Raw genomic sequence first — 22,591 nt, forward strand, 5'->3', positions numbered from 1 at the left:
CTGAAATTAAAACTCGGGTAAAAAAGAAGCCACACATTGTGTGGCTTCCCTGTTTGCAGCTTATACCAAATATTGATTGGTACACTTTGCCGCTTCGTCCTCGCCTTACGGGGTCGGGGTCGGAGTAGTAGTGGTGTTACGGCAAGCGGCCGGCAGATACTTAGCGGAAGCAGTAGATGAGCACGTCCAGTCGAAGGAACCTTTTTCATCAGTACCACCGGCTTGAGTGACAGTACCACTCAGGGTCAGCGTTTTGCTTTGGATACCTTTGGAAACACCGGTAGCTTTCAGGGTAGCGACAATCGTGTTACTGCTTACTTTAACGTTATCAACGTATTTACCGTTGATTTGTGATGCGGGAGCGATACCGGCAGCACTGTTGTCAGCAGGCCATACACCGTAGTTGGCATAAGATTCAGCAACAGCACCTTTTTGACCACCAGCGAGGTTGAATGCTTCAGACATTTGCGAACGGGCAACATAGTCTTGGTAAGCCGGCAGAGCGATAGCAGCCAAAATACCGATAATGGCGATGACGATCATCAGTTCGATAAGGGTGAAGCCTTTTTGCATTTTTTTCATGGGTTACTCCATTTAGATTTCAGGTTTGAATTACAGCGTTTGCTGCGGGTTGTAACAGCGTTTGCTGTTGGGAACATATATGCTCGCAGCGTGCCATGTTTGTTTTCCTGTTGTACATCAAACAATTACCAACAAAACGTGCGTCCATGATGCCGGAATGGCCGCCCCGCCCGCTCCCGCGCCGGCAACACACCGACGAACGAAGCGACAAATTTTTGCCGCCTGCTGACGCGTTCTTTCCTTCCGGCAACGATTCATGCCATTTTTGCCTTTATTTATGAGCAAAGTGTCGTGCTTGGGCATCGCCACGCTGGCGGCATAACGTTTGGCTGCCGCCGCCCAGGCCGCGTCGCATGCCGCGCTGCCGACAGCAAGGCGCAACGTACCGTAGAGGCGTTGCCTGCAACGTCTCTTTCATGTCGGCAAGATTGGCGAAAAACGGTAACAGTGAACGCGGAGTGTTTAGCGACAGCGTTCGGTGGTGCGCACCGCCAGGGCGATGAGTGCGGTTTTGTAATCGCTGTCGGGAAAATCCGCCAGGGCTTGCACGGCGTCAGCGGCGAGGCGGGCGGCGGCGGCACGGCTGTACGGCAGGGCATCGGTTGCGTGCAGCAGGGCGATGACTTCGCCGATGGCTTCGCGTTCGCCCTGTTCGATGATGTGGCGCAGGTGGGCTTTGTCGGCGGCGGGCAGTTGTTGCTGCGCGCGGATGAGCGGCAGGGTCGGCTTGCCTTCGGCGAGATCGTCGCCGAGGGCTTTGCCGATCAGCGCTTCGTCACCGGTGTAGTCCAGCAGGTCGTCCATGATCTGGAAGGCCATGCCGAGTTTGCGCCCGTAGGCGGCGAGCTGTTCGCTTTGTGCGGGGGCGAGGCGGGCGAGCAGTCCCGCCACTTTGCAGGCGGCGGCGAAGAGTACGGCGGTTTTCAGTTCGATAACGCGGTAGTAGCGGGGCTCGTCAACGTCGGGGTCGTGCATGTTGCCGAGCTGCATGACTTCACCCGCCGCGATCTGGTTGACGGCGTCGGCCATCATGGCGATGACGGCGCTGTTGCCGGTGCGCACCATGAGCTGAAAGGCTCGGGTGTAAAGGAAATCACCGACCAGCACGCTGGCGGCGTTGCCAAAGGCGATATTGGCGGACGGTTTGCCGCGCCGCAGGGCGGATTCGTCCACGACATCGTCGTGCAGCAGGGTGGCGTTGTGGATGAATTCGATGAAGGCGGCGGCGGTGATGGCGTGTTCGTCGTGATAGGCACAGAGACCGCAACTCAGCAGGGTCAGCAGCGGGCGGAAACGTTTGCCGCCATCGCCGATGGCGTATTGCATCACCAGCTCCGCCAGCGGCACTTCGGCACGCATTTCGGCGCGCATCAACGCTTCGGTTTGCGCCATTTCGCGTTGTATGAGTTGCCGGATTGCCGCGTCGTTCATTTGTGTGCCCATGATTGTTGTGCCGCCTGTAAGTAAGGAGATGCCATTGTAGCCGATAGCTTCCGATTGCAACAAACGCGCTGCCGACGGCGGCGGGGTGTAATATTCGTTAAATCAGTAGGTTATCCGCTATTTTGGCCATGACGCTGACACGGCGAGACGCGTCAGTACACCCGGGTTATTCCGGGATTGGTATTACTCGGTGCAGCCGCCTTTGCCTTCTATGCAGGGCAGGGTGGCGATGTAGTCGCTGCGCGACTCGCCTTCATGCAGCACCCATTGTTTGCTGCGTGTTTTCGGCTCGAGTTGGAGGGATGTGCTGCCAATGAGGTGCGCTTTCATCCAGGCGGCGGGAAAGCGGCTCAAGTCGCCGCTCTGGTTGACGGCCAGTATTTCGTCAATTTTCTCCCCGTCATCAAAGAAGAAGAACCAGGCATCCGGCTCGGCGGCATGGATTTTTTCTGCTGCTGCGATGTATTGGATACGGTTTTGCGGACGCGGCATGACGATATAGAGATAACGCATCCCCCGAACGGTCGTTTCCCCCGCATTTTTCCATGCGGTGACGGCTTGTGTGGCGGGTGGTTCGGCGGCAAAGGTGGTGAGGCTGAGGGCGAGTGCGGCCGCCAGCAGGTGCTTTTTGTTCATGTCGGCTCCATGTAATACCAAAATCAAAAATAACTTGCCGTAGGGCGGCTTCAGCCCGCCGGAACCATGCGGATGGTGGGCTGCGAACATCATTTTATTTCTTGGGATTGGTACAAGAAACGCCGGAATATCCGGCGTTTGTGGGGGTTGGAAATCAGTTGCGGATGATGCCGCTGCGGCAGTTGGTCTCAACCACGTTGCCGTAGGGATCGGTGAAGTTGAGGATGGCTTCTGTGCCTTTTTGGTGCCATTCCGCGCCGCGTCCGTAAAGGCCTTTGCTGGCGGTGTAGCGTTCGCCGGAGGCGGTCGTAGCATTTTTCAGCACGGCGCTTTTGTCGTTCAGGCGCAATTCGATTTGCTCGGTACCGAGGTGGCGGATGTCCACCGCAAGGCCGTTTTCGCAGTCGAAGTGGCCGGGGCCGCCGGTGTAACCCTGCTGCTGCGGCCGCATCGGCTGGCGCGGGTTTTGCTGCGGCTGCGGCTGGTCTTGCGTCGGCGGATAGACCGGGTTGTTCTGCGGGTAGGCGGGATAGTTGGGCTGCGGGTTGTTCGGTACGGGGTAGCGGTCATGCGGGTTCATGCCACTGCTAACGCAGGCGGTAAGGAAGAGGCTGGCAAGTGTCGGAGCGATAAGGCGTTGCGGTTTCATCGGGGTTTCCTTGATGCGGTTGGCGGGTTATTGCTGCGGATAGACTTCCTGCGGCGGCTGCACGTTCTGCGGCTGCACGCCGTAGTAATTGCCGGTCTGTTCGTTGCCCGCCTGCGGATAGACTTCGCCCTTGCGTTCGGGATGGCGGTCGCGCGGGCTCATGCCGCTGCTGATGTTCTTGCAGGCGACGAGGCTGGTGGCAGCGAGAGCCACGAGGAGGAAGTGGTGTGCTTTCATCGGTTTCTCCTTAATGGGTTTGGAACGGATAGCGGGCGGCATCATAGCGGAAGGGGCGGCGGCAGAACGCTAATATTTTGCAAGGCGGGGATAACGATTTGGCAAAGAATCCGCCGCAAGGACGTTTTATACTACGCGTCGCAGGCAGCGCATGACAGTCTGTGTTTCTTTTCAACTTTCAGGAGTTTACGATGAAAATCTGGTTCCCCGCCGCAGCCGCTTTACTGGCGCTCGGTTTTTCCGCATCAGTTTCCGCCGCCCAGGTCAGCTATCAGTGTCAGGGCAATAAAAAAGTAACGGTCAACTACGCCTTCAACAAGCAGGGTATCCCGACCAGCGCCACCGCCACGCTGAAAGGCAAGGCGCGCGTGATGAAGTACGATTTGAACCGCTCCGACAACGTCGATACCTATTTCAGCGGCGCGGGCTATGAAATCAGCACCGCCAACATGGATTCCGCCAACTACCGCGAACAGCCCATCATGATTTTCGCGCCGGGCAGCCAGATTCTCTTCAAGGATTGCAGCCCGACAGCAGGCGGTGCACCCGCAGCAAGCGACAAGCCGGTTAACGCCAACAAGGTGACCAAATCCGGCACGGTTTCCTATATGTGCGAAGCCGACCGCCCACTGCGCGTGACCTACAGCTTCAACGGTGCCGGTGTGCCGGTCAAGGCCGATGCCACGCTGAAAGGCAAGAAGGTGACAATGAAATACGACCTGAACCGCTCCGACAACGTTGACACCTATTTCAAGGGCGCGGGCTACAACCTCAGCACCGCCAACATGAATGCGGACAATTTCCGCGACCAGCCGGTGATGATTACCGGGCCGAACAACCAGATTGCCTATAAAGACTGCGAACCCGCGCAGTAAGGATGAAGCCCCGCCAAGCGGGGCTTTTTTATGGCAGGCGGGCGATATAATGCCCGCCTCTTCCCGCTTTGGTGCCCCATGCAAATCGTCCTCGCCTCCGCCTCCCCCCGCCGCGCCTTCCTCCTGCAAATGCTCGGTTTCGATTTCACCACCACCGAGCCCGCTGTCGATGAAACCCCGCAACCGGGCGAAACCGCGCCGGAGCTGGTCTTGCGTCTGGCCTGCGCCAAGACGGAAACCGCCATGCCCGATTTTCCCGAGGCGCTCATCATCGCCGCCGATACCGTCGTGTCCTGCGACGGCGTCATCCTTGTCAAGCCGCAGGACAATGCCGAGGCGCTCACCATGCTGCGCCGGCTCTCCGGGCGGCAGCATCAGGTCTTCACCGGGCTTGCCATGCGCTGCCGTCATGACCTCTTCACCCACGTCGAGTGCAGCAGCGTGACCATGCCGGCGCACCCCGACGCCCTCCTGCGCGCCTATCTCGCCAGCGGCGAATCGCTGGGCAAGGCGGGCGGCTACGGCATTCAGGGGCGCGGCGGTGTGCTGGTTTCCGCCATCACCGGCGATTTTTACAATGTGGTGGGGCTGCCGCTGCAAGCGCTGTGGCAGGGATTCTGCGAGCTGGGTTGCAGCGGCGAGTTTTTGCAGGCGCTAGGGAGTTGAGATGGCAGACAACGCAACGGCAAGCACCGAAATCCTCATCAACCACACGCCTTATGAGACCCGCGTCGCCCTGCTTGGCGACGGCGTATTGCAGGACATTTTCGTTGAACGCGAGCGCAAGCGCGGCATCGTCGGCAACATCTACAAGGGCAAAGTACAGCGCGTCCTGCCGGGGATGGACGCCGCCTTTATCGACATCGGCCTGGAACGCGCCGGTTTCCTGCACGTCAAGAACGTGGTGCGGCGCGGCGACAAGCCGCCGGCGCGCATCAGCGAGGTGATGCGCGAAGGGCAGTCGTTCCTGGTGCAGGTGCTGAAAGACCCCATCGGCAGCAAAGGCGCGCGCCTCACCATGGAAATCTCCATCCCCTCGCGCTTCCTCGTCTATCTGCCAAACGCCGCCGACATCGGCATCTCGGCGAAAATCTCCTCCGAAGAACAGCGGCAAAACCTGCGCGAGGCCGTGGCCGGCTTTCACGAAGGCAAACAGGGCGGCTTTATTGTCCGCACCGCGATTGAATCCGCCGACCTCTGGGCGATGCGCGCCGACATGCAATACCTGCAACGCGTCTGGGAAAACATCCTGCAACAGCAGCGCCAGTCCCGCCCCGGCACCCTCATCTACGCCGAACTGCCGTTGTATCAAAAAGTGCTGCGCGACTACGTGACCCCGGAAGTGCGCCGCATCGTGGTTGACCACCCCAACGCCTACAAACAGATGCGGGCTTTTGCCGATAACTTCCTCGGCAACATGGCGGCCAGCCTAGAACTCTACGATGGCGACCGCAGCCTGTTCGAGCGCTATGGCATCGAAGAAGAAATCGCGCTGGCGCTGAAACGCCACGTCGCCCTTAAATCCGGCGGCTACCTCATCATCGACCAAACCGAGGCGATGACCACTATCGACGTCAATACCGGCGCCTTCGTCGGCAAGCTCTCGCAAGACGACACCATCTACAAAACCAACCTCGAAGCGGCGCGCGCCATCGCCCGCCAACTGCGCTTGCGCAACCTCGGCGGCATCATCATGCTGGATTTCATCGACATGAATACCCCCGAACACCAGCAGGGCGTGATGAATGCGCTGCTCGACGCGCTCGCCGGCGACCGCAGCAAATACACTATCAGCCCGCTCTCGCCGCTCGGCATCATCGAAATGACGCGCAAACGCACGCGGGAAAGCCTGCGCCAAGTGATGTGCGAACCCTGCCCCGCCTGCGGCGGGCGCGGCTATGTCAAGACCATCGAGACCATCACCTACGAACTCTTCCGCGACCTCATGCGCGAAGCGCGTGATTTCAGGCCGAAGATGATGACCATCGTCGCTGCGCTCGATCTCATCGACTTCATCCGCGAAGAAGAATCGCTGACCTTCTCCGACCTGCAAGCGCTCTTGAAGATCCCCATCCGCCTGCACGTCGATTCCGCCTACCGCCACGGGCAGTACGACATCGCGCTGGGATAAGCCGCACGCCGCCAAAACAAAGAAAGCGGGGCGAACCCCGCTTTACCTCCGGCTTCATGCGTCCGCTTCGAGATTTCCCGCACGCCGCCGCAGGATTTGCCGGCGGCTATTCCCGAATGGTGGTGTGGATGGCGACGGTGTCCGCCGTGGCATCCGCCGCGAAGTAGTGCCGCCCGTTGAAGGCAAGGGTGTCGCCCGCGTGCAGCGGGTGTTTCTCGCCGTCATCAAGGACAACGTCCAGCCCGCCGCTCAGCACGGTTACGATCACGTCCTGCCCGGGGTGGTTGTGACGCGCGATGCTGCCGCCCGCATGTAGGACGATGCGCTCGACACTGCCGTGGCCGTTGGCAAAAACTTCGCCTTCGCCGTTCAGGATAGTGCCTGCCTGTGTGCTCATAATATCCTCCAAGTGGTTGTTTGCCTTATTCTTTCACCAGGGTAATAACGACCAGCGCGTCATCGGTGGCTTCGCCGGCGATGAAGTTTTTGCCGTTGAAAACGAGGGTGTCGCCCGCTTTCAGCTCATGCACTTCGCTGTCGTTCAGGGTCACTTTGATGGCACCCTGCATGACGTTGAAGATGATGTCTTCGCCTTCGTGGTTGTGCTTGTCGATTTTCTCGCCCTTTTTCAGCGCCTTGCGCACGACTTTGCCGTGGCCGTTTTCAAAGACCTTGCCTTCGTCGGCAAGCACCTTGCCGACGGGATCGGCAGCAAAACCCGGCAGGACGAGGGCGGCGATGGCGGTGGCGATGAGGACTTTTTTCATGGATGTCTCCGGTTGTGAATGGAAGCCCGACTATACGCCCAAATGCGAATCCCTGACATTCACATTTGTCATGCCGTTATGTGGAAAAGTTATTTTCTTCACAGCGGCAGTTTTTTTGCCGCGCAAACAGGGGGATGCGGATGTAAATTTGCGTGCCGCCCTGTTTATTTGTCACAATATCGGTTCTTATTTACCGAGAACAATCATGACCGCCATCCGCCGCTTTTTCACCGTCCTCCTGCTGCTGTGCTGCCTGCCCGTCTGCGCCCAGGATTATCGGGCGTTTGCCGAGGACATCGCCGCCCGCCTGGATGAAGCCAACACGCTGTATCAGGCGGACAAGGTTGATGAAGCGAAGGAAAAGGTGCAGATGGCCTACTTCGAGGTGTTCGAGAATCTGGAAGGGCCGATCCGCATCAATATTTCCGCGAAGAAAAGCGCCGAGATGGAAGCGGAATTCGGTGCCATCCGCCGCATGATCGGCAAGGGCGAGCCGAAAGATGCGGTTGCCGCCCGCTTGCAGGCGCTGCGCGACGAGGTGCGCGCGGTGGTGCCGACGCTGGAAAGCGGGCACAAGCTGGTCGCGCACGGCTCGCACAGCGCGCTGGAAGGCATCGACCCCGGCTGGGCGACAGCGTATCAGGCGATTGACGACAATCTCGCCGCCGCCGTCAGCGCCTTCGAGAAGAAAAACCCCGCCGAGGCAAAGGCGCGCATCCAGCAGGCGCAGTACGACGGCTTCAAGAACAGCGACATGGAAACCACCATCCGCATGCAGAAATCGGCGCGCGCGGCAGAAGTCATCAACCGCGAGTTTGCCGCGCTGATGAAGCAGGCGGAAAGCGACGACAACATCAGCACCTTCGGTTACAGCGTGACCACGTTGCTGGACGACGTGCAGGAAGCGCTGCAAGGCGTGCCCGCGCCGGTCGCCGCCGCTGCCGCCGCAGACGACACTGCCACCGCCGACAGCGGCAAGGACTGGGCGGCGGTGCGCGCCGAACTCTTCACCGCGCTGGGCGAGGCGAAAGCCGCCTATCAGGCGGGCGACGCGAAGAAAGCCGCCGGCATGGTGCAGGATGCCTACTTCGACATCTTTGAAGCCAGCGGCATGGAAAACGCCATCGGCGCGCGCGATGTGAATTTCAAAACCGAACTGGAAGGGCATTTCACCAAGCTCGTCGGCCTGATGAACGCGGGCAAGGGCGAAGCGGCCATCCAGGCGGAAATCACCGCCTTTTCCGTCAACATGGACAAAGCCATCACCCTGCTCGGCGGCAGTACCACCGGCATCGCCCTCTTCATCGCCAGCCTCACCATCATCCTGCGCGAAGGGCTGGAAGCGCTGCTCATCGTCGCCGCCGTCATCGCCTACATCCACAAAAGCGGCCACAGCGACAAACAGAAAGTCATCACCGGCTCGGTGCTGTGGGCGCTCGCCGCCAGCGTCGTTACCGCCCTGCTCTTCAAATGGCTGCTCGCGAATGCCGCCGCCGGGCGGGAAATCCTCGAAGGCGTCACCATGCTGATTGCCACCGCCATGCTCTTCGGCATGAGCTACTGGCTGCTGTCGAAAGTCGAAGCGCAGCACTGGAAAGCCTATCTGCAAAAGAAAATCGGCACCTCGCTGTCGCAAGGCTCGCTCATCGGCCTGTGGCTGACCAGCTTCCTCGCCGTCTATCGCGAAGGCGCGGAAACCGTCCTCTTCTACTTCGCGCTTGCCGCCGAAGCGAAAACCGCGCTTGATTACGGCTACCTCGCCGGCGGTTTCGCCGTCGGCGTCATCGCCCTTGCCGTCATCTACCTCATCATGCGCTACAGCGTGGTGCGCCTGCCGCTCAAACCCTTCTTCATGTTCACCGGCATCTTCATGTACCTGATGGCCTTCATCTTCGCGGGCAAAGGCGTCGGCGAACTCATCGAAGGCAAAGCCTTCACCCCGACGCTTATCGGCGACGGCACCCTCTTCCCCGCCTGGATGAACAGCTGGCTCGGCATCGCCCCCTACTGGGAAACCCTCCTGCCGCAAATCGTGCTGCTGCTCGCCGCCCTCTTCGCCCTGTGGGTGCTGTTCTTCCGCAACAAGGCACCCGCCACCCAACCCGCGTCGAATGAATAAAAAATCCGTAACCAGACGCACCGCCGCAGGCAGTACAAACAGTACGGCAGGCGGTGCCACACCGTTACGGGTTTCTAGCCCTTTGACGATGATGATTCCACAAACCGCTCGTAAACCTTATAGGAGGTACCAATGAGCATCAAAAAAACCGCACTGGCTGCTGCCATGCTGCTGACCGCCACCGGCGCCTACGCCTTCACCGAATATCCGGCAGGTGAACCGCAAACCATCAACGAGATGGAAATTGCCGCCGTGTACCTGCAACCGATCGACATGGAACCGCGCGGCATGGGGCTGTCGGCGGCTGAAGCCGACATCCACCTCGAAGCGGACATCCACGCCACCAAAGGCAACAAAAACGGCTTTGGCGAAGGCGAATGGATGCCGTACCTGACCATCACCTACACCCTGGAAAATCTCGACACCAAAGAAAAACAGGAAGGCACCTTCATGCCGATGGTCGCCAGCGACGGCCCACACTACGGGCAAAACATCAAAATGCTCGGCGTGGGCAACTACAAGGTGACCTACCACATCGAACCGCCGCCGAAGGCCGGGATGCACCGCCACACCGACGCAGACACCGGCGTGGGCAAATGGTGGAAACCGTTCGACGTATCTTACGAATTCAAATACACCGGCCTCGATCCGGCAAAAGGTCAGCCTTCACCGAAAGTGAACAACTGATTGCCGCAGGGCATAAAAAAACGGGCGCGAAGCCCGTTTTTTATGCCCGTGCCGGCGTGGTAGCCGGAGTTTTGGTAGCGGTAATTATGGCGTGATGTCGCCTCTGGTGCCGTGGAAGTGCAGGATCTTTTCTTCGGGGTAGCTTGTTTGCCCTTCCGGGGTGGTAGCGTCGTAATTGACATTGCCCACGATTTCTTCCGCGTTCGGCCCGGCGATGCCCAAGGTATAGGTATCTATGCCGACATAGCGGCCACCGGTATCTTCAATGCTGGCCGTGCCGCCATAAACACCATAGGCATTGAGATTGCCAAATTCATCATCTGTCTTTTGCCAAATGGGGGCGTCTTGCAGGGCGATACGGCCCAGATTGCGCGAGGCGCTGATTTCCCCGCTCCCACGACGGGTGCCGAAATCAATGGTGTAGCGCAGATTGGCGTCGTTGGCGGCGTCATAGTTGAAGGCACGGCCAGTATAGGTGGCTTTGCCGGCAGACGGCAGTTGTCTGGTGGGATCGAGATAATTCAGATATAGCGCGCGATTGCTCCAGTCCTTTAGTACGTCATTGATATAGGGCCCCGTAGTAAAGACGCCGGCATGAAATCCTTTGTAAGAACGCATAGTCTGGGTATGCGTCAGTTCCCGACCACCCGGTGCCACCGAGTGCATTTGTGCGGGGAATTCGGCAAAGCCTGCCGGCAGGGCGCCACTTTCAACGGTATATCCCTGATTCAACCTGCTGGTCGCAAACGTTGCGCCATTGCGCTTGAATTCAAAGCGTTCGCTGCCTTCGTCTTCCCAATCATCGAAAGGCATGACATAGCGCTTGTTGCCCGTGTTACCACTCACAGCATCGGGATTGTGGTTATCCACATTTGGGGTATCGCTGCCACCATTGCCGCCGCAGGCGGTAATCAGGACAAGGGTCAGGGTAGCGGTTAAGGTTTGGATTTTCATGGGGTTCCTCCCGTTGGTTATTGGAGACGATAGTGTATCCCGTGCCCCGCAGTGGAGCAAAAAACCGCCCTGGAACGGTTATCCCAAAGCCCCCGGTTATAAGCTAAGGCGGGGTACCACCGAAAGCAATAGAACGAAACCCGGCATTTACGCCGCTTGGCGGGCACAGCATTAGGGGCTGTTGACACTCAACGCCGCGGCGGCTTTTCGGCCAAAATCCGGCAGTTGCTGCGTTTTAAAATGCTCGCAAGGTATCCAACCTTACTGCGCTTTTTGCCTTACATCTGCCGTTTCTGCCGCAAAAATCCGCTGCGCAAGTCGAATGTCAACAGCCCCTAAAAAACGGGCTTCGCGCCCGTTTTTTATGCTGTTCGCCGTTATGGCAGGAAGCGGAAGATGCCGAAGGCGCTGTCCACATGGAAATCCGGTTGCGGCGTGTTCGGGTTGACCCATGAAATCCACTCCATCAGCGGTTCCGCGCCGCCGCTCGGCGAGAATTCGGCGCGGAAAACACCGGTGCGCATGGTGCCGTCGCGCAGCAGTTTCAGGTCTTGCAGGGTTTGCAGCGGGATTTTGCCCTCAACGCTGTAGCCGCTCGCCGTCAGTTCGGCTTTGCTTTCCAGCCCCGGCAGGTTCCAGCTGCTGTCGAATTTGCGGTAGTAGTCGATGGCGTAGTCGTGCACCCGCCCCTGGGAATCGATTTCTATGGCGTAGTAGCGACTCATGCCGTCTTCGCCCGGGCGGTCAATCGGTTCACCTGCGAAGAAAAGCTCGACCCGGTCCTCGCCATCCACGGTGTTTTCGTCGCGCCAGTGCTCGCTGGCCAGTACCTGTTTGTCGCTGACGGCAAAGCTGAAATAGAGGTTTTCACCATTGCTGAATGCCTTGAAGACCGTCGGCGGCGCTTCTTTCGCCGCCCAGGGGTAGTGGAAACTGCCGGCGAGCGCCGGGATCTGCGCCCAGATGTCTTCATCGGCTTTGCCGTCAATGGTAACGACATCACCGCGCTTCACCACGTCGTATTGCGTCATGCCGTAATTCGGGCTGATCACCGGGGTGTGCGCCGCCCAAGCGGTACTGCCGCCGAGCAGGGCGGCGGCAAGCAGGTAACGGTAGTTCGGATTCATGCGGTTCTCCTGGTAAGAGATGGGAAGGTGCCCCAGACGGGGCAGCGGGTGGATTATAGGACGCTTGGCGCGGGCGGTTAACCACTTTCCCTTCGCGCGTGACAAAAAATGTTTCCCACAGGGAGGGTTTTCTCTGCTTTCAGAGGATTTGAGGTCTTAGAGCGTCAGTTCTTGCGGCCAAAGGATGAACAGGCCGAATCTGCCTTTTTTGACGATGCCACCCGCCACTTTGCCTTTCTCGGTGAGGACGTAGTGTTTTTTGCCCATCGCTTCTTTTTCTTCTTGCAGCCCTTGTTCGCACAGTTTGCGGTTGCAGTCTTTGCTGCTGATGCCTGTTTTCTCGGCAAGTTTGCTGGTGGTCAGGTAGGCGGTATCCGCAGGCTCCTCGTCAGTGGCAGCGGTTTGTCCGTTTTCTGTTTTTTCGATGACATCCAGTGTGATTTTGACTTCGTCACTGATGCGGATGATGCGTTGAGCCTCGGCGTAGGCATCCTGGTAGAGCGGGCCGTCGTCGCGTTCGATGTATATGCCCATTTCGTTGTTGTTGACCTGGCTGAATTCATACAGGTTCAGGCTGGTGATGATGCAGGCGTTTTCGCTGATGTAGCATTTGGCGTGCAGGTTGTGGCAGTAGCTGGTGCGGATGTAGTGCAGATTCTTCAGCCAGTTGACTTCCGCCGGTTGTAGCTCGCTTTTGCCATAGACGATGCGGATGTCTATCTTCATCCGGTCTTTGTCTTCCAGCAGTTCTTTGATGCGGTCGTTCAGTTTGAGGTAGGGGCTGATGAGGTAAAGGCGCTCGCGGCTGTTTTTGATGAGTTCTTCGAGGTAGTAGGTGGTCGCGCTGGTGTTGAGGAATTTTGTCATGTGGGGCGTCCTTGTGTTGTCCGCCTGCCGCCGGGCGGCAGGCGGTGATGCGGTCAGCAGCTGTAATAGAGCTCAAATTCGAGCGGGTGTACTTGCAGGCGCATCCGCTCGACTTCCTGACGTTTGAGTTCGATGTAGCCGTCGAGCAGGTCGTCGTTGAAGACATCGCCCTGTTTGAGGAAGGCGTTGTCCGCTTCGAGGGCGTTCAGCGCTTCTTCCAGCGAGAAGGCGACTTGCGGGATGTTGTCCGCTTCTTCCGGCGGCAGGTCGTAGAGGTCTTTGTCCATCGCCTCGCCCGGGTGCAGTTTGTTTTTGATGCCGTCAAGGCCCGCCATCAGCAGCGCGGCGAAGGCGAGGTAGGGGTTGGCGGTGGAATCCGGGAAGCGGATTTCGATGCGCCGCGCTTTCGGGTTGGTGATGTAGGGGATGCGGATGGAGGCGGAGCGGTTGCGCGCGGAGTAGGCGAGCATGATCGGCGCTTCGAAGTGCGGCACGAGGCGTTTGTAGCTGTTGATCGACGGGTTGGTGAAGGCATTGAGGGCGCGGGCGTGTTTGATGATGCCGCCGATGAAGTAGAGCGCCATGTCGGTAAGGCCGCCGTAGCCGTCGCCGCTGAAAAGGTTTTTGCCGTCTTTGTAGAGCGAGATGTGGACGTGCATGCCAGAGCCGTTGTCGCCAACCAGCGGTTTGGGCATGAAGGTCGCGGTTTTGCCGGCGGCGTAGGCGACGTTGTGGATGATGTATTTGAGTTGCTGGACTTCGTCGGCTTTGCGCACCAGGGTGTTGTAGCGCACGCCGATTTCACATTGCCCGGTCGCGACTTCGTGGTGCTGGACTTCGACGGTCTGGCCGACTTGGGTCAGCAGTTCGCACATTTCGGTGCGCAGGTCGTGCAGGGAATCGACCGGGGCGACGGGGAAGTAGCCGCCTTTGATGTTCGGGCGGTGTCCGCTGTTGCCGCTCGGCAGGTCGGCGGCGCTGTTCCAGATGCCTTCTTCGCTGACGATTTCAAACATGACTTTGTGCATGCTCGTCTGGTATTTCATTTCGTCGAAGACGAAAAATTCATTTTCGGGGCCGAAATAGGCGGCATCGGCCAGGCCGGTGGATTTGAGGTAGGCTTCGGCGCGGCGGGCAAGCGAGCGCGGGTCGCGGGCGTAGCCCTGCATGGTGTCCGGCTCGATGATGTCGCAGGTGATGTTCAGGGTTTTTTCGGCGTAGAAGGGGTCGATGTAGGCGGTTGCCGGATCGGGCATGAGGATCATGTCGCTGTTGTGGATGCCTTTCCAGCCGGGGAAGGAGGAGCCGTCGAACATTTTGCCTTCTTCGAAGAAGTCTTCATCAATGTCGGCAGGGTAGGAGACGTGGTGTTCTTTGCCTTTGCTGTCGGTGATGCGCAGGTCGAGGTATTTGATGTTTTCGTCACGGATGAGGTCGAGGATGTCGCTGGGGGTCATGGCTTTGGGCTCCGGTTGTGATGAAGCGCGGTATTATGCATGAATCCGCCCCGGGTGGGGTGCGCTACAATGGCGCTTGTTTTCTGTTTTTTTGTGAGGTTTTTATGGTTGTGACGCGTTTTGCCCCCAGCCCGACCGGTGATTTGCATATCGGCGGGGTACGCACGGCATTGTATTGCTGGCTGCATGCCCGCCAGCATCAGGGCACGTTCCGCCTGCGTATCGAGGATACGGACCGCGAACGTTCGACCGAGGCATCCACGCAGGTGATTCTCGACGGGCTGAACTGGCTCGGCCTGCATCATGACGGCGAGATTGTCTATCAGAGCCAGCGTTTTGACGCGTACAACGCGATTATCGACGGGATGATTGCGCGCGGGCAGGCATATTATTGCTGGTGTACGCCGGAAGAGCTGGAAGCGATGCGCGAGGAGCAGAAACGGCTGGGACTGCCGCAGCGGTACAACGGCAAATACCGCGACGGCGGCGAACCGGTGCCGGGCGTGACGCCGGCGGTGCGTTTCAAGAATCCGACGGAAGGCAGCGTGACCTGGCAGGACAAGGTGCGCGGCGTGGTGACGGTCAACAACAGCGAGCTGGATGATTGGGTTATCCGCCGCTCGGACGGCGCACCGACGTACAATTTCTGCGTGGTCGTTGATGATGCGGAAGCGAAGGTTTCGCTGGTGATTCGCGGCGAGGATCATGTCAGCAATACGCCGAAGCAGATAAATCTGTACCGCGCGCTGGGTTATGACGTGCCGGATTTCGCCCACGTGCCGATGATTCTCGGCGACGACGGCAAGCGGCTGTCCAAGCGGCATGGGGCGACGAATGTGCTGGATTATCGCCGCGAGGGGTATCTGCCGCCGGCCATTCTGAATTATCTGGTCCGCCTCGGCTGGGCGCATGGTGATCAGGAGATTTTCAGCATGGACGAGATGTTGCAGTTTTTCAGCATCGAGGACGTGCACAGCGCCGCATCCACCTTCAATACGGAAAAGCTGCGCTGGCTGAACCAGCATTATATGAAGGCGGTCACGCCCGCCGCTTTGCTGCCGCAGTTGTTGCCGCACTTCACCCCGCTCGGCATCACGCCGGATGAAGCGGTACTGTTGCGCGCCATCCCGCATTATCAGGAACGCGCCAAAACCTTGAAGGAAATGGCGGAAAACATGGCGTGGCTGTTCCAGGCGCCGCAATCGTTCCCGCCGGATGTGGCGAAAAAAGCGTTCAAAGGCGCGGATACGGTGCGGCTGTTGCAGGATTTGCAAGCACGCATCGCCGCCTTGACGGTGGTGAACGAAGAGGCGTTGCATGATGCCGTCGCCACCTGCGTGGCAGCCAACGGCGTCGGCTTCGGTAAAGTTGGGCAACCCGCACGCCTCGCCGTTACCGGCGGCGCACCATCACCCGATTTAGCCGTGACCCTGTCGCTGCTTGATCAGGCGGAAATCCTGCGCCGCCTGCAATTCGCAGCGGAATATATCACGCAAAATCAGGGGTGAACAAAATTTCCCGCAAGGGACGCAAACGAACCGTTGACGAAGGCGCGCTTTCTGCTAGAATGCGCGCCTTCCCGAATACGGGGCTATAGCTCAGCTGGGAGAGCGCCTGCATGGCATGCAGGAGGTCAGCGGTTCGATCCCGCTTAGCTCCACCAAATGTCCCCATCGTCTAGAGGCCTAGGACATCGCCCTTTCACGGCGGTAACAGGGGTTCGAATCCCCTTGGGGATGCCAATCGGCATTGCATCATTTCGGGTATCTCAATCCGGTAGTTTCCATCACATTCTGTCCCCATCGTCTAGAGGCCTAGGACATCGCCCTTTCACGGCGGTAACAGGGGTTCGAATCCCCTTGGGGATGCCAGACTGCCCCATTCACGAAGCACGCACAGGCGTGTTTTTTATTGCCCGTTTCCTGCCGCTCAAACCACATTGCCGAAGAACCGGTGGAAGCGTATATTGACGCGCTTCCGACGCGACCCGCGTCCTTGCATCACCTTCGGAGACACCATGCGCAAAATCGGCAAATCGCACAAGCTGGACAATGTTTGTTACGACATTCGCGGCCCCGTTCTGGCAGAAGCGGTGCGGATGGAACGCCAAGGCTACGACATCATCAAACTCAACATCGGCAACCCTGCGCCTTTTGGCTTCAACGCCCCCGATGAAGTGCGCGAAGACCTGATTGCCAATCTCGCCAAAGCGCAAGGATACAGCGAATCCAAAGGTGTCTTCGCCGCACGCAAGGCCATCATGCACGAGACACAACGACTCGGCGTCAAAGGCGTAACCGTTGATGACATCATCCTCGGCAACGGCGTCTCCGAGCTTATCGTGATGGCGATGCAGGCATTGCTGGACAGCGGTGACGAAGTCCTGATCCCGATGCCCGACTACCCGCTGTGGACAGCAGCGGTCAATCTTGCCGGTGGACGGGCGGTGCACTACCTGTGCGACGAAGCAAACGGCTGGAACCCGGCGGTGGACGACATCCGTGCCAAAGTGAACGCCAATACCAAAGCCATCGTCATCATCAACCCCAACAACCCGACCGGAGCGGTGTACAGCCCGGAAATCCTGCGTGAAATCGTGGCGATAGCCGAAGAACACGGCCTGGTCATTTTCTCTGACGAAATCTACGACAAAATCCTCTACGAAGATGCCAAACATACCCCGACCGCGACGCTGGTGGAAAACACCCTCTGTGTCACCCTGAACGGCCTGTCCAAAGCTTACCGGGCAGCGGGGTTCCGCTCCGGCTGGATGATCCTCTCCGGCAATCTGGCGATGGCAAAAGGCTATATTGAAGGTCTGGAAATGCTCTCCTCCATGCGCCTCTGCGCCAACGTTCCCGCGCAATACACCATCCAGACCGCTCTCGGCGGCTACCAGAGCATTTACGATCTCACCCGCCCCGGCGGACGCCTGCGCGAACAGCGCGATCTCGCCTACGAAAAAATCAGCGAGATTTCGGGGCTGACCATGGTCAAGCCGATGGGCGCGTTGTACGGCTTCGTCAAAATAGATGCCAAACGCTTCGGCATTCACAACGACGAACGCTTCATTCTTGACCTCTTGCGCAGCAAACAAATCCTGCTGGTACACGGTCGCGCCTTCAACTGGCACGCTCCCGATCATTTCCGCATCGTCTTCCTGCAATACAAGGACGACCTCAGCGCCGCCTTGGACAAACTGGCGGCATTCCTGAAAATTTACCAGCAAAAATAGCTTATTGAGAAAATAGGCGAACACCTGCTTGACGCTAAACGGCGTGCTGCTTAGAATGCGCCGCCTTGAATGTATTCCCCGATAGCTCAGTCGGTAGAGCAAGTGACTGTTAATCACTGGGTCGGCGGTTCGAGCCCGTCTCGGGGAGCCATATTTTCATACACACCTTCAATTTCCTGATTCCCCGATAGCTCAGTCGGTAGAGCAAGTGACTGTTAATCACTGGGTCGGCGGTTCGAGCCCGTCTCGGGGAGCCACACGGACATATCGTCATCGCCGCTTCATGCGGCGATTTTTATTGCCCGCTTTCCTTGTTTATAGTTGAACCGCGCCGGGGCGGCGGTAACGGCAAGAAGAATAGGTGCTTATAGTCGTTTCAAACAGAAATGATGCGGTGTTGTTGGCTCGCCTGACCGGGCACCCATAAAAACTGCTATTCACCAAGTGCAGTTCGACGGCTTTTTGGAAGGCTGCGGGATATCGGCAGGTGGGGATGTTGAGCATACAGCTGTTCATGACTCCCTCCCGGAAAAGCAAACAGCAGGTCGAACCTGCTGTTTTTGTGTGCATCAGTCTTCGCCCCACACTTCTTTGGCGATTTCTTCCACCAGCCGCACTTTCGCCCATTGCTGCGCTTCGGTCATGATGTTGCCTTCTTCGGTGGAGGCAAAACCGCATTGCGGGCTCAGGGCGAGTTGTTCAAGCGGCACGATTTTGGCGGCTTCGGCGATGCGCGCTTTCACGGCGGCCTTGTCTTCCAGTGCGGGGAATTTGGAAGTGATCAGCCCCAGGACTATGCGGCCTTTGTGCGGGTTGTCGTTGAAATATTTCAAAGGCTCAAAGCCGCCGGCGCGGTCGGTGTCGTATTCGAGGAAATAGCCGTCATACGCGGTTTGCCCGAAAAGTTCGGGGGCGACGGGGTCGTAGGCACCGCTCAAAAGATAAGACGATTTGTAGTTGCCCCGGCAGATGTGGGTGGTGATGGTCATGTCGGCGGGTTTGCCGGCGAGGATGGCCTGTACGTTTTCCAGTGCGTAGCGTTTGCTATCGGCAAAGTCGAAATCGGGCTTGCCGTAGTTGTTGCACAGCGTGCCCCAATAGACGTCGTCGATTTGCAGGTAGCGGCAGCCTGCGTCGTAAAAGGCGCGGATGGCGTCCCGGTAGGTTTGGCGCACGTCTTCGGCAAAGGCCTGTTTGCTTGCATACACGCCGGTGTCCCAGATGAAGGGATACATCAGCTGGTTGGGGCTGGGGATGGTGTACTTGACGATGCCGCGACCGCCGACGATTTCGGCCAGCGCTTGATAGTGCCGGATAAACGGATGTTCCGGATTCCACGATACTTTGCCGTTGCAGCGGGTGTTGTATTTGCGGACTTCGGTGTCTTTGAAGGCGTAGGCCTGTTCGGGGATGAAGCCTTCGATGCCGTTGAGGTTTTCGAGGAAGTCGATGTGCCACCAGGAGCGGCGGAATTCGCCGTCGGTGAGCACCTGGATGCCGGCGTCGAGCTGGTCTTGCACCAGCTTGGCGATTTCCCGGTCTTCCACGCGGGTGAGCGCGTCGCGGCTGATGTTGCCGGCGGCGAAGTCGGCGCGGGCCTGTTTGAGGGCGGCGGTACGCAGATAGCTGCCGACGGTGTCGGCGTGCAGGGGGAGGGTTTTGTGCATGAGGCAATCCTTAATGGAAGTGGGGGCGTCATGCTAGCGGGTTGTGGCGGGATTGTGCAAACGGGCTTTCCCCCATCAGTCAATCTTTGCCCGTTTCAGCCGCATCGCGTTGCCCAGCACCGACACGGAACTCAACGCCATCGCCGCCCCCGCGATGATGGGGTTGAGGTAGCCGAGCGCAGCGAGCGGGATGCCCAGCACGTTGTAGATGAAGGCGAAAAACAGGTTTTGTTTGATGTTTTTCAGGGTGGCGCGGCTGATGAGCAGTGCGTCCACCAGCTGGTTGACGCTGTGCTGCATCAGGGTGGCCGAGGCGGTATGCGCGGCGACATCCGCGCCGCCCTGCATGGCGAAGCTGACATCGGCGGCGGCGAGGGCGGGCGCGTCGTTGATGCCGTCGCCGACCATCGCCACCACTTTCCCTTCGCCTTTGAGCGCCTGCACGGCGGCGGCTTTGTCGCGCGGACTCATGTTGCCGCTGGCGTGGGTGATGCCGAGTTGCGCGGCGATGTGGCTGACGGTGCTTTGCGTGTCGCCGCTCATGATGTAGGTGGCGATGCCGTGCGCGTGCAGGCGGGCAATGGCGGCGGCGCTGTCGGCTTTCGGGGTGTCGGCGAGGGCGAAGGCACCAAGCGGGCGCCCGTCCACGGCGACGGCGACGGTGCTGGCCGTCTGCCAGACGGTGCCGAGGTCGGCCGGCAGAGTGAGGCCGCAGTAGTCGGGTTTGCCGACTTTGACCGTGCCGACGTCGGCAATCTGCGCGCGGATGCCCGCGCCGGCGTCGGTTTTGGCATCCAGGGTGGCCGGCAGGTCGAGGCCGCGCGCTTGCGCCGCCCGGATGATGGCGCGGGCGAGCGGGTGTGCGGCGTGCTGTTCGACGGCGGCGGCGAGGCGGTAGAGGTTGTCCGCGTCGCCGGCGGGGGCGTACTCGGCAACAATGTCGAGTTTTCCCTCGGTCAGGGTGCCGGTTTTGTCGAGGACGACGGCGTTGACGTGCGCGGCGGCCTCCATCGCGGCGGCGTCCTTGTAGCGGATGCCGCGCTGCACCGCTTTGCCCATGCCGACCATGATGGCGGCGGGGGTGGCGAGGCCGAGGGCGCAGGGGCAGGCGATGACGAGGACGGCGACGGCATGCATCAAGGCGCGCGTCCAGTCGCCCTGTATCAGCCAGGTGAGGATGAAGGTGGCGCAGGCGATGGCGACGACGGCCGGCACGAAAACGGCGGCGACTTTGTCGGCGATGCGCGCAATCGGTGCCTTGCTGCCCTGCGCTTCGGCGAGCGCGTTCATCATGTCGCCCAGCAGCGTTTGGCTGCCGAGCTGGGTGGCGCGGTAGATGATGCTGCCGTCGTTCATCAGCGCGCCCGCCAACACGCGGCTGCCCGCTTCCTTCGCCTCAGGCCGCGATTCGCCGGTGAGGTGGCTTTCATCCGCCCAGCCGCTGCCGCTTTCCACTATGCCGTCGGCGGCGATGCGCTCGCCGTGGTTGGCGCGGATGCGGTCGCCGATTTGCACCTGATACAGCGGCAGGGTTTGCCAGACGCCGCCGCGCTCGACCGTAACCTGCTGCGGGGTGAGTTTGAGCAGGAGGCCGAGGCTGTTCAGGCTGGATTTCTTGGTGCGGTGTTCGAGATATTTGCCCAGCGAGACGAAGCCGATGACCATCACCCCCGCCTCGAAGTAGATTTGTCCGTGCGCGTGGCCGCCGTGCGGCGCGAGGAAGAGCATGGCGGCGGAATAGAGGTAAATCGCGCCGGTGCCGATGCTGACCAGCACATCCATGTTGGCGAGCCCGCCCCGGATGCTCGCCCACGCGCTTTTGTAAAACGGCACGGCGAGCCACAGTTGCACCACGCTCGCCAGCGCAAACTGCCACAAAGGCGGCAGCATCCAATCGTGTCTGCCGACCATCATCCCCGCCATGCCGATGAGAAACGGGACGTTGATGGCAAAGAGCAGCCACAGCCGCCAGCCGATGTGTACGGTTTCTTCGGGCTGCGGCAGCGCGTCTTCCGTTTTTTCCCGCGCGCCGTAGCCGGTTTTCTCAATGATTTTGACGATGTCGGCGGCGGACGCCTTGCCGTCGTCAAACACCACCTGCGCCTCCTCGCTGGCGAAATTCACCCCCGCCGATGCGACGAAATCTTTTTTATTCAGCACCTTCTCGATGCGCGAAGCGCAGGCCTGACAGGTCATGCCTTCGATCTGGAAGCGGATTTTTTGTTGCATGGAATGTTCCTCTGTGAATGGTTGGGCGCATCTTGGGGCTTGACGCAGGGTCAGGGTCAAGCAGAAAAAACCCCGCCGGGCGGCGGGGCGTCTCTTTACAGGGAGGCGTCGTAACCGCCGTCTTCCACGGCGGCAATCAGCGCGTCAACACTGGTCTTCGCCGCATCGAACGCCACCTCGGCGCGCTTGTCGGCGAGGCTCACCGCCGCGCTTGCCACGCCGTCCACGCCTTGCAGGATTTTCGTCACGCTTGCCACGCAGCCGTTGCAGGTCATGCCGTCGATATTCAAAGTGATATGTTGCATAAAAACCTCGCTAAATCAGAAGGAAAAAGAAACGCGCGCTTGTGGGTACCCGCGTCGGGCGGCACTATAAACCTTTACCCACAGAGAAGGTCAACCCTATGCATATCAGCGATGCCGCCCGCGCCAGCGGCCTTTCCGCCAAACAAATCCGCGATTACGAAAAACGCGGCCTGCTCGCCCCCGCCGCGCGCAGCGCCGCCGGCTACCGCAACTACGACAGCGCCGACCTCGCCCGCCTGCATTTCATCCGCCACGCGCGCGCCGTCGGCTTCTCCCTGCACGACATCGCCACCCTGCTGCGTTTGCAGGAAAACCCCGGGCGGCACGCGGGCGAAGTGAAGGCGCTTACCGCCGCGCACATCGCCGCCCTGCGCGCGCGAATAGACACCTTGCAGGCGATGGTGGCGGAATTGCAGCGCTGGCACGACGCCTGCCACGGCGATGCCGCTCCCGATTGCGCGATTCTCGACGGTTTGCAGCGGGAAGGTGCCGATGCGGGCGGGGCGGCGCTTGTTGTTGAATCGCCCGGAAACGGGAATACCCCCAAATAATCTGCCCGCCACCGCGATTGGCAGGCGGGAGCCTGCCCCGCGCACGCCGTGTTATTTCCCGGCATTGGCATAG

Annotated in this window: 22 protein-coding genes and 5 tRNA genes; 13 read left to right on the forward strand and 14 right to left on the reverse strand. The window is 59.5% G+C overall.

Translation table 11 applies throughout. The features are described 5' to 3' along the window. Positions 1 to 105: 105 nt before the first annotated feature. The 5 genes from Q0562_RS07695 to Q0562_RS07715 form a co-directional block, all read right to left on the reverse strand. The gene (locus Q0562_RS07695) at positions 106 to 582 is read right to left on the reverse strand and encodes a pilin (RefSeq protein ID WP_298643211.1); all 477 of its coding nucleotides are present in this window, start codon (positions 580 to 582) and stop codon (positions 106 to 108) included. Positions 583 to 1,044: 462 nt separating this feature from the next. After that, positions 1,045 to 2,025 (reverse strand): polyprenyl synthetase family protein, encoded by a 981-nt coding sequence (locus Q0562_RS07700; RefSeq protein ID WP_298643213.1) that lies wholly within the window; start codon positions 2,023 to 2,025, stop codon positions 1,045 to 1,047. A gap of 183 nt (positions 2,026 to 2,208) precedes the next feature. Beyond that, positions 2,209 to 2,661 (reverse strand): hypothetical protein, encoded by a 453-nt coding sequence (locus Q0562_RS07705; RefSeq protein ID WP_298643214.1) that lies wholly within the window; start codon positions 2,659 to 2,661, stop codon positions 2,209 to 2,211. Between the two features lie 154 nt (positions 2,662 to 2,815). Beyond that, the gene (locus Q0562_RS07710; RefSeq protein WP_298643215.1) at positions 2,816 to 3,310 is read right to left on the reverse strand and encodes an MliC family protein; all 495 of its coding nucleotides are present in this window, start codon (positions 3,308 to 3,310) and stop codon (positions 2,816 to 2,818) included. 27 nt (positions 3,311 to 3,337) lie between these two features. After that, positions 3,338 to 3,547, reverse strand: coding sequence for a hypothetical protein (locus Q0562_RS07715; RefSeq protein ID WP_298643217.1), 210 nt, complete (start codon positions 3,545 to 3,547; stop codon positions 3,338 to 3,340). A 191-nt stretch (positions 3,548 to 3,738) separates the two neighbouring features. On the opposite strand from Q0562_RS07715, the gene Q0562_RS07720 reads away from it, so the two are divergent. The 3 genes from Q0562_RS07720 (at position 3,739) to Q0562_RS07730 (ending at position 6,553) form a co-directional block, all read left to right on the forward strand. Then, positions 3,739 to 4,422, forward strand: coding sequence for an adhesin (locus tag Q0562_RS07720; RefSeq protein WP_298643218.1), 684 nt, complete (start codon positions 3,739 to 3,741; stop codon positions 4,420 to 4,422). 78 nt (positions 4,423 to 4,500) lie between these two features. After that, on the forward strand, positions 4,501 to 5,088 hold the full coding sequence (locus Q0562_RS07725; protein WP_298643220.1) for a nucleoside triphosphate pyrophosphatase: 588 nt from the start codon (positions 4,501 to 4,503) through the stop codon (positions 5,086 to 5,088). Between the two features lies 1 nt (position 5,089). After that, complete coding sequence (locus Q0562_RS07730) at positions 5,090 to 6,553, forward strand: Rne/Rng family ribonuclease (RefSeq protein ID WP_298643221.1); 1,464 nt, start codon at positions 5,090 to 5,092, stop codon at positions 6,551 to 6,553. A 106-nt stretch (positions 6,554 to 6,659) separates the two neighbouring features. Here Q0562_RS07730 and Q0562_RS07735 read toward each other — a convergent pair whose 3' ends face one another. Next, positions 6,660 to 6,950, reverse strand: a complete 291-nt coding sequence (locus Q0562_RS07735) for a cupin domain-containing protein (protein WP_298643223.1) — start codon at positions 6,948 to 6,950, stop codon at positions 6,660 to 6,662. A gap of 25 nt (positions 6,951 to 6,975) precedes the next feature. Then, positions 6,976 to 7,320 (reverse strand): cupin domain-containing protein, encoded by a 345-nt coding sequence (locus Q0562_RS07740; protein ID WP_298643224.1) that lies wholly within the window; start codon positions 7,318 to 7,320, stop codon positions 6,976 to 6,978. A gap of 205 nt (positions 7,321 to 7,525) precedes the next feature. Between Q0562_RS07740 and Q0562_RS07745 the strand changes: the two genes are divergently transcribed. Both Q0562_RS07745 and Q0562_RS07750 read left to right on the forward strand, forming a co-directional pair. Continuing rightward, the gene (locus Q0562_RS07745; RefSeq protein ID WP_298643226.1) at positions 7,526 to 9,439 is read left to right on the forward strand and encodes an FTR1 family protein; all 1,914 of its coding nucleotides are present in this window, start codon (positions 7,526 to 7,528) and stop codon (positions 9,437 to 9,439) included. Positions 9,440 to 9,571: 132 nt separating this feature from the next. After that, positions 9,572 to 10,126, forward strand: a complete 555-nt coding sequence (locus Q0562_RS07750) for an iron transporter (protein ID WP_298643227.1) — start codon at positions 9,572 to 9,574, stop codon at positions 10,124 to 10,126. An 84-nt stretch (positions 10,127 to 10,210) separates the two neighbouring features. Here the strand turns inward: Q0562_RS07750 and Q0562_RS07755 are convergent, their stop codons facing one another. From Q0562_RS07755 to glnA, 4 genes are all read right to left on the reverse strand, one after another. Next, on the reverse strand, positions 10,211 to 11,080 hold the full coding sequence (locus Q0562_RS07755; RefSeq protein ID WP_298643228.1) for a factor H binding protein domain-containing protein: 870 nt from the start codon (positions 11,078 to 11,080) through the stop codon (positions 10,211 to 10,213). A gap of 377 nt (positions 11,081 to 11,457) precedes the next feature. Further along, the gene (locus tag Q0562_RS07760) at positions 11,458 to 12,207 is read right to left on the reverse strand and encodes a carbohydrate-binding family 9-like protein (protein ID WP_298643230.1); all 750 of its coding nucleotides are present in this window, start codon (positions 12,205 to 12,207) and stop codon (positions 11,458 to 11,460) included. A 156-nt stretch (positions 12,208 to 12,363) separates the two neighbouring features. Further along, a complete protein-coding gene (locus tag Q0562_RS07765) occupies positions 12,364 to 13,074 on the reverse strand; it encodes a phospholipase D family protein (RefSeq protein ID WP_298643232.1) in 711 nt (236 codons plus the stop codon). A 53-nt stretch (positions 13,075 to 13,127) separates the two neighbouring features. Beyond that, complete coding sequence (gene glnA, locus Q0562_RS07770) at positions 13,128 to 14,531, reverse strand: type I glutamate--ammonia ligase (RefSeq protein ID WP_298643234.1); 1,404 nt, start codon at positions 14,529 to 14,531, stop codon at positions 13,128 to 13,130. A 104-nt stretch (positions 14,532 to 14,635) separates the two neighbouring features. Here glnA and gltX point away from each other — a divergent pair, with 104 nt between their 5' ends. The 7 genes from gltX (at position 14,636) to Q0562_RS07805 (ending at position 18,023) form a co-directional block, all read left to right on the forward strand. Next, positions 14,636 to 16,039 carry a glutamate--tRNA ligase gene (gene gltX, locus Q0562_RS07775; protein WP_298643236.1) on the forward strand — a complete coding sequence of 468 codons (1,404 nt, stop codon included), beginning with the start codon at positions 14,636 to 14,638 and terminating at the stop codon, positions 16,037 to 16,039. Between the two features lie 79 nt (positions 16,040 to 16,118). Continuing rightward, a tRNA-Ala gene (locus Q0562_RS07780) sits at positions 16,119 to 16,194 on the forward strand. Positions 16,195 to 16,197: 3 nt separating this feature from the next. Next, positions 16,198 to 16,273, forward strand: a tRNA-Glu gene (locus Q0562_RS07785). A gap of 53 nt (positions 16,274 to 16,326) precedes the next feature. After that, a tRNA-Glu gene (locus tag Q0562_RS07790) sits at positions 16,327 to 16,402 on the forward strand. 146 nt (positions 16,403 to 16,548) lie between these two features. Continuing rightward, on the forward strand, positions 16,549 to 17,766 hold the full coding sequence (locus Q0562_RS07795; protein WP_298643238.1) for a pyridoxal phosphate-dependent aminotransferase: 1,218 nt from the start codon (positions 16,549 to 16,551) through the stop codon (positions 17,764 to 17,766). A gap of 75 nt (positions 17,767 to 17,841) precedes the next feature. Further along, positions 17,842 to 17,917, forward strand: a tRNA-Asn gene (locus Q0562_RS07800). Positions 17,918 to 17,947: 30 nt separating this feature from the next. Beyond that, a tRNA-Asn gene (locus tag Q0562_RS07805) sits at positions 17,948 to 18,023 on the forward strand. A 312-nt stretch (positions 18,024 to 18,335) separates the two neighbouring features. Here the strand turns inward: Q0562_RS07805 and Q0562_RS07810 are convergent. The 3 genes from Q0562_RS07810 to Q0562_RS07820 form a co-directional block, all read right to left on the reverse strand. Then, a complete protein-coding gene (locus tag Q0562_RS07810) occupies positions 18,336 to 19,433 on the reverse strand; it encodes a 5-methyltetrahydropteroyltriglutamate--homocysteine S-methyltransferase (RefSeq protein WP_298643239.1) in 1,098 nt (365 codons plus the stop codon). 75 nt (positions 19,434 to 19,508) lie between these two features. Next, the gene (locus tag Q0562_RS07815; RefSeq protein ID WP_298643241.1) at positions 19,509 to 21,662 is read right to left on the reverse strand and encodes a heavy metal translocating P-type ATPase; all 2,154 of its coding nucleotides are present in this window, start codon (positions 21,660 to 21,662) and stop codon (positions 19,509 to 19,511) included. Between the two features lie 95 nt (positions 21,663 to 21,757). Then, a complete protein-coding gene (locus tag Q0562_RS07820) occupies positions 21,758 to 21,967 on the reverse strand; it encodes a heavy-metal-associated domain-containing protein (protein WP_298643243.1) in 210 nt (69 codons plus the stop codon). Positions 21,968 to 22,065: 98 nt separating this feature from the next. On the opposite strand from Q0562_RS07820, the gene Q0562_RS07825 reads away from it, so the two are divergent. Further along, positions 22,066 to 22,518 (forward strand): MerR family DNA-binding protein, encoded by a 453-nt coding sequence (locus tag Q0562_RS07825; protein WP_298643245.1) that lies wholly within the window; start codon positions 22,066 to 22,068, stop codon positions 22,516 to 22,518. Positions 22,519 to 22,591 lie beyond the last annotated feature (73 nt).

Source organism: uncultured Cardiobacterium sp., from assembly GCF_938028825.1.
GTDB lineage: Bacteria > Pseudomonadota > Gammaproteobacteria > Cardiobacteriales > Cardiobacteriaceae > Cardiobacterium.

Coding starts and splice junctions, on each gene's coding strand:
- Q0562_RS07695 (WP_298643211.1), bottom strand. CDS start 582: ATGAAAAAAATGCAAAAAGGCTTCACCCTTATCGAACTGATGATCGTC.
- Q0562_RS07700 (WP_298643213.1), bottom strand. CDS start 2,025: ATGGGCACACAAATGAACGACGCGGCAATCCGGCAACTCATACAACGC.
- Q0562_RS07705 (WP_298643214.1), bottom strand. CDS start 2,661: ATGAACAAAAAGCACCTGCTGGCGGCCGCACTCGCCCTCAGCCTCACC.
- Q0562_RS07710 (WP_298643215.1), bottom strand. CDS start 3,310: ATGAAACCGCAACGCCTTATCGCTCCGACACTTGCCAGCCTCTTCCTT.
- Q0562_RS07715 (WP_298643217.1), bottom strand. CDS start 3,547: ATGAAAGCACACCACTTCCTCCTCGTGGCTCTCGCTGCCACCAGCCTC.
- Q0562_RS07720 (WP_298643218.1), top strand. CDS start 3,739: ATGAAAATCTGGTTCCCCGCCGCAGCCGCTTTACTGGCGCTCGGTTTT.
- Q0562_RS07725 (WP_298643220.1), top strand. CDS start 4,501: ATGCAAATCGTCCTCGCCTCCGCCTCCCCCCGCCGCGCCTTCCTCCTG.
- Q0562_RS07730 (WP_298643221.1), top strand. CDS start 5,090: ATGGCAGACAACGCAACGGCAAGCACCGAAATCCTCATCAACCACACG.
- Q0562_RS07735 (WP_298643223.1), bottom strand. CDS start 6,950: ATGAGCACACAGGCAGGCACTATCCTGAACGGCGAAGGCGAAGTTTTT.
- Q0562_RS07740 (WP_298643224.1), bottom strand. CDS start 7,320: ATGAAAAAAGTCCTCATCGCCACCGCCATCGCCGCCCTCGTCCTGCCG.
- Q0562_RS07745 (WP_298643226.1), top strand. CDS start 7,526: ATGACCGCCATCCGCCGCTTTTTCACCGTCCTCCTGCTGCTGTGCTGC.
- Q0562_RS07750 (WP_298643227.1), top strand. CDS start 9,572: ATGAGCATCAAAAAAACCGCACTGGCTGCTGCCATGCTGCTGACCGCC.
- Q0562_RS07755 (WP_298643228.1), bottom strand. CDS start 11,080: ATGAAAATCCAAACCTTAACCGCTACCCTGACCCTTGTCCTGATTACC.
- Q0562_RS07760 (WP_298643230.1), bottom strand. CDS start 12,207: ATGAATCCGAACTACCGTTACCTGCTTGCCGCCGCCCTGCTCGGCGGC.
- Q0562_RS07765 (WP_298643232.1), bottom strand. CDS start 13,074: ATGACAAAATTCCTCAACACCAGCGCGACCACCTACTACCTCGAAGAA.
- glnA (WP_298643234.1), bottom strand. CDS start 14,531: ATGACCCCCAGCGACATCCTCGACCTCATCCGTGACGAAAACATCAAA.
- gltX (WP_298643236.1), top strand. CDS start 14,636: ATGGTTGTGACGCGTTTTGCCCCCAGCCCGACCGGTGATTTGCATATC.
- Q0562_RS07795 (WP_298643238.1), top strand. CDS start 16,549: ATGCGCAAAATCGGCAAATCGCACAAGCTGGACAATGTTTGTTACGAC.
- Q0562_RS07810 (WP_298643239.1), bottom strand. CDS start 19,433: ATGCACAAAACCCTCCCCCTGCACGCCGACACCGTCGGCAGCTATCTG.
- Q0562_RS07815 (WP_298643241.1), bottom strand. CDS start 21,662: ATGCAACAAAAAATCCGCTTCCAGATCGAAGGCATGACCTGTCAGGCC.
- Q0562_RS07820 (WP_298643243.1), bottom strand. CDS start 21,967: ATGCAACATATCACTTTGAATATCGACGGCATGACCTGCAACGGCTGC.
- Q0562_RS07825 (WP_298643245.1), top strand. CDS start 22,066: ATGCATATCAGCGATGCCGCCCGCGCCAGCGGCCTTTCCGCCAAACAA.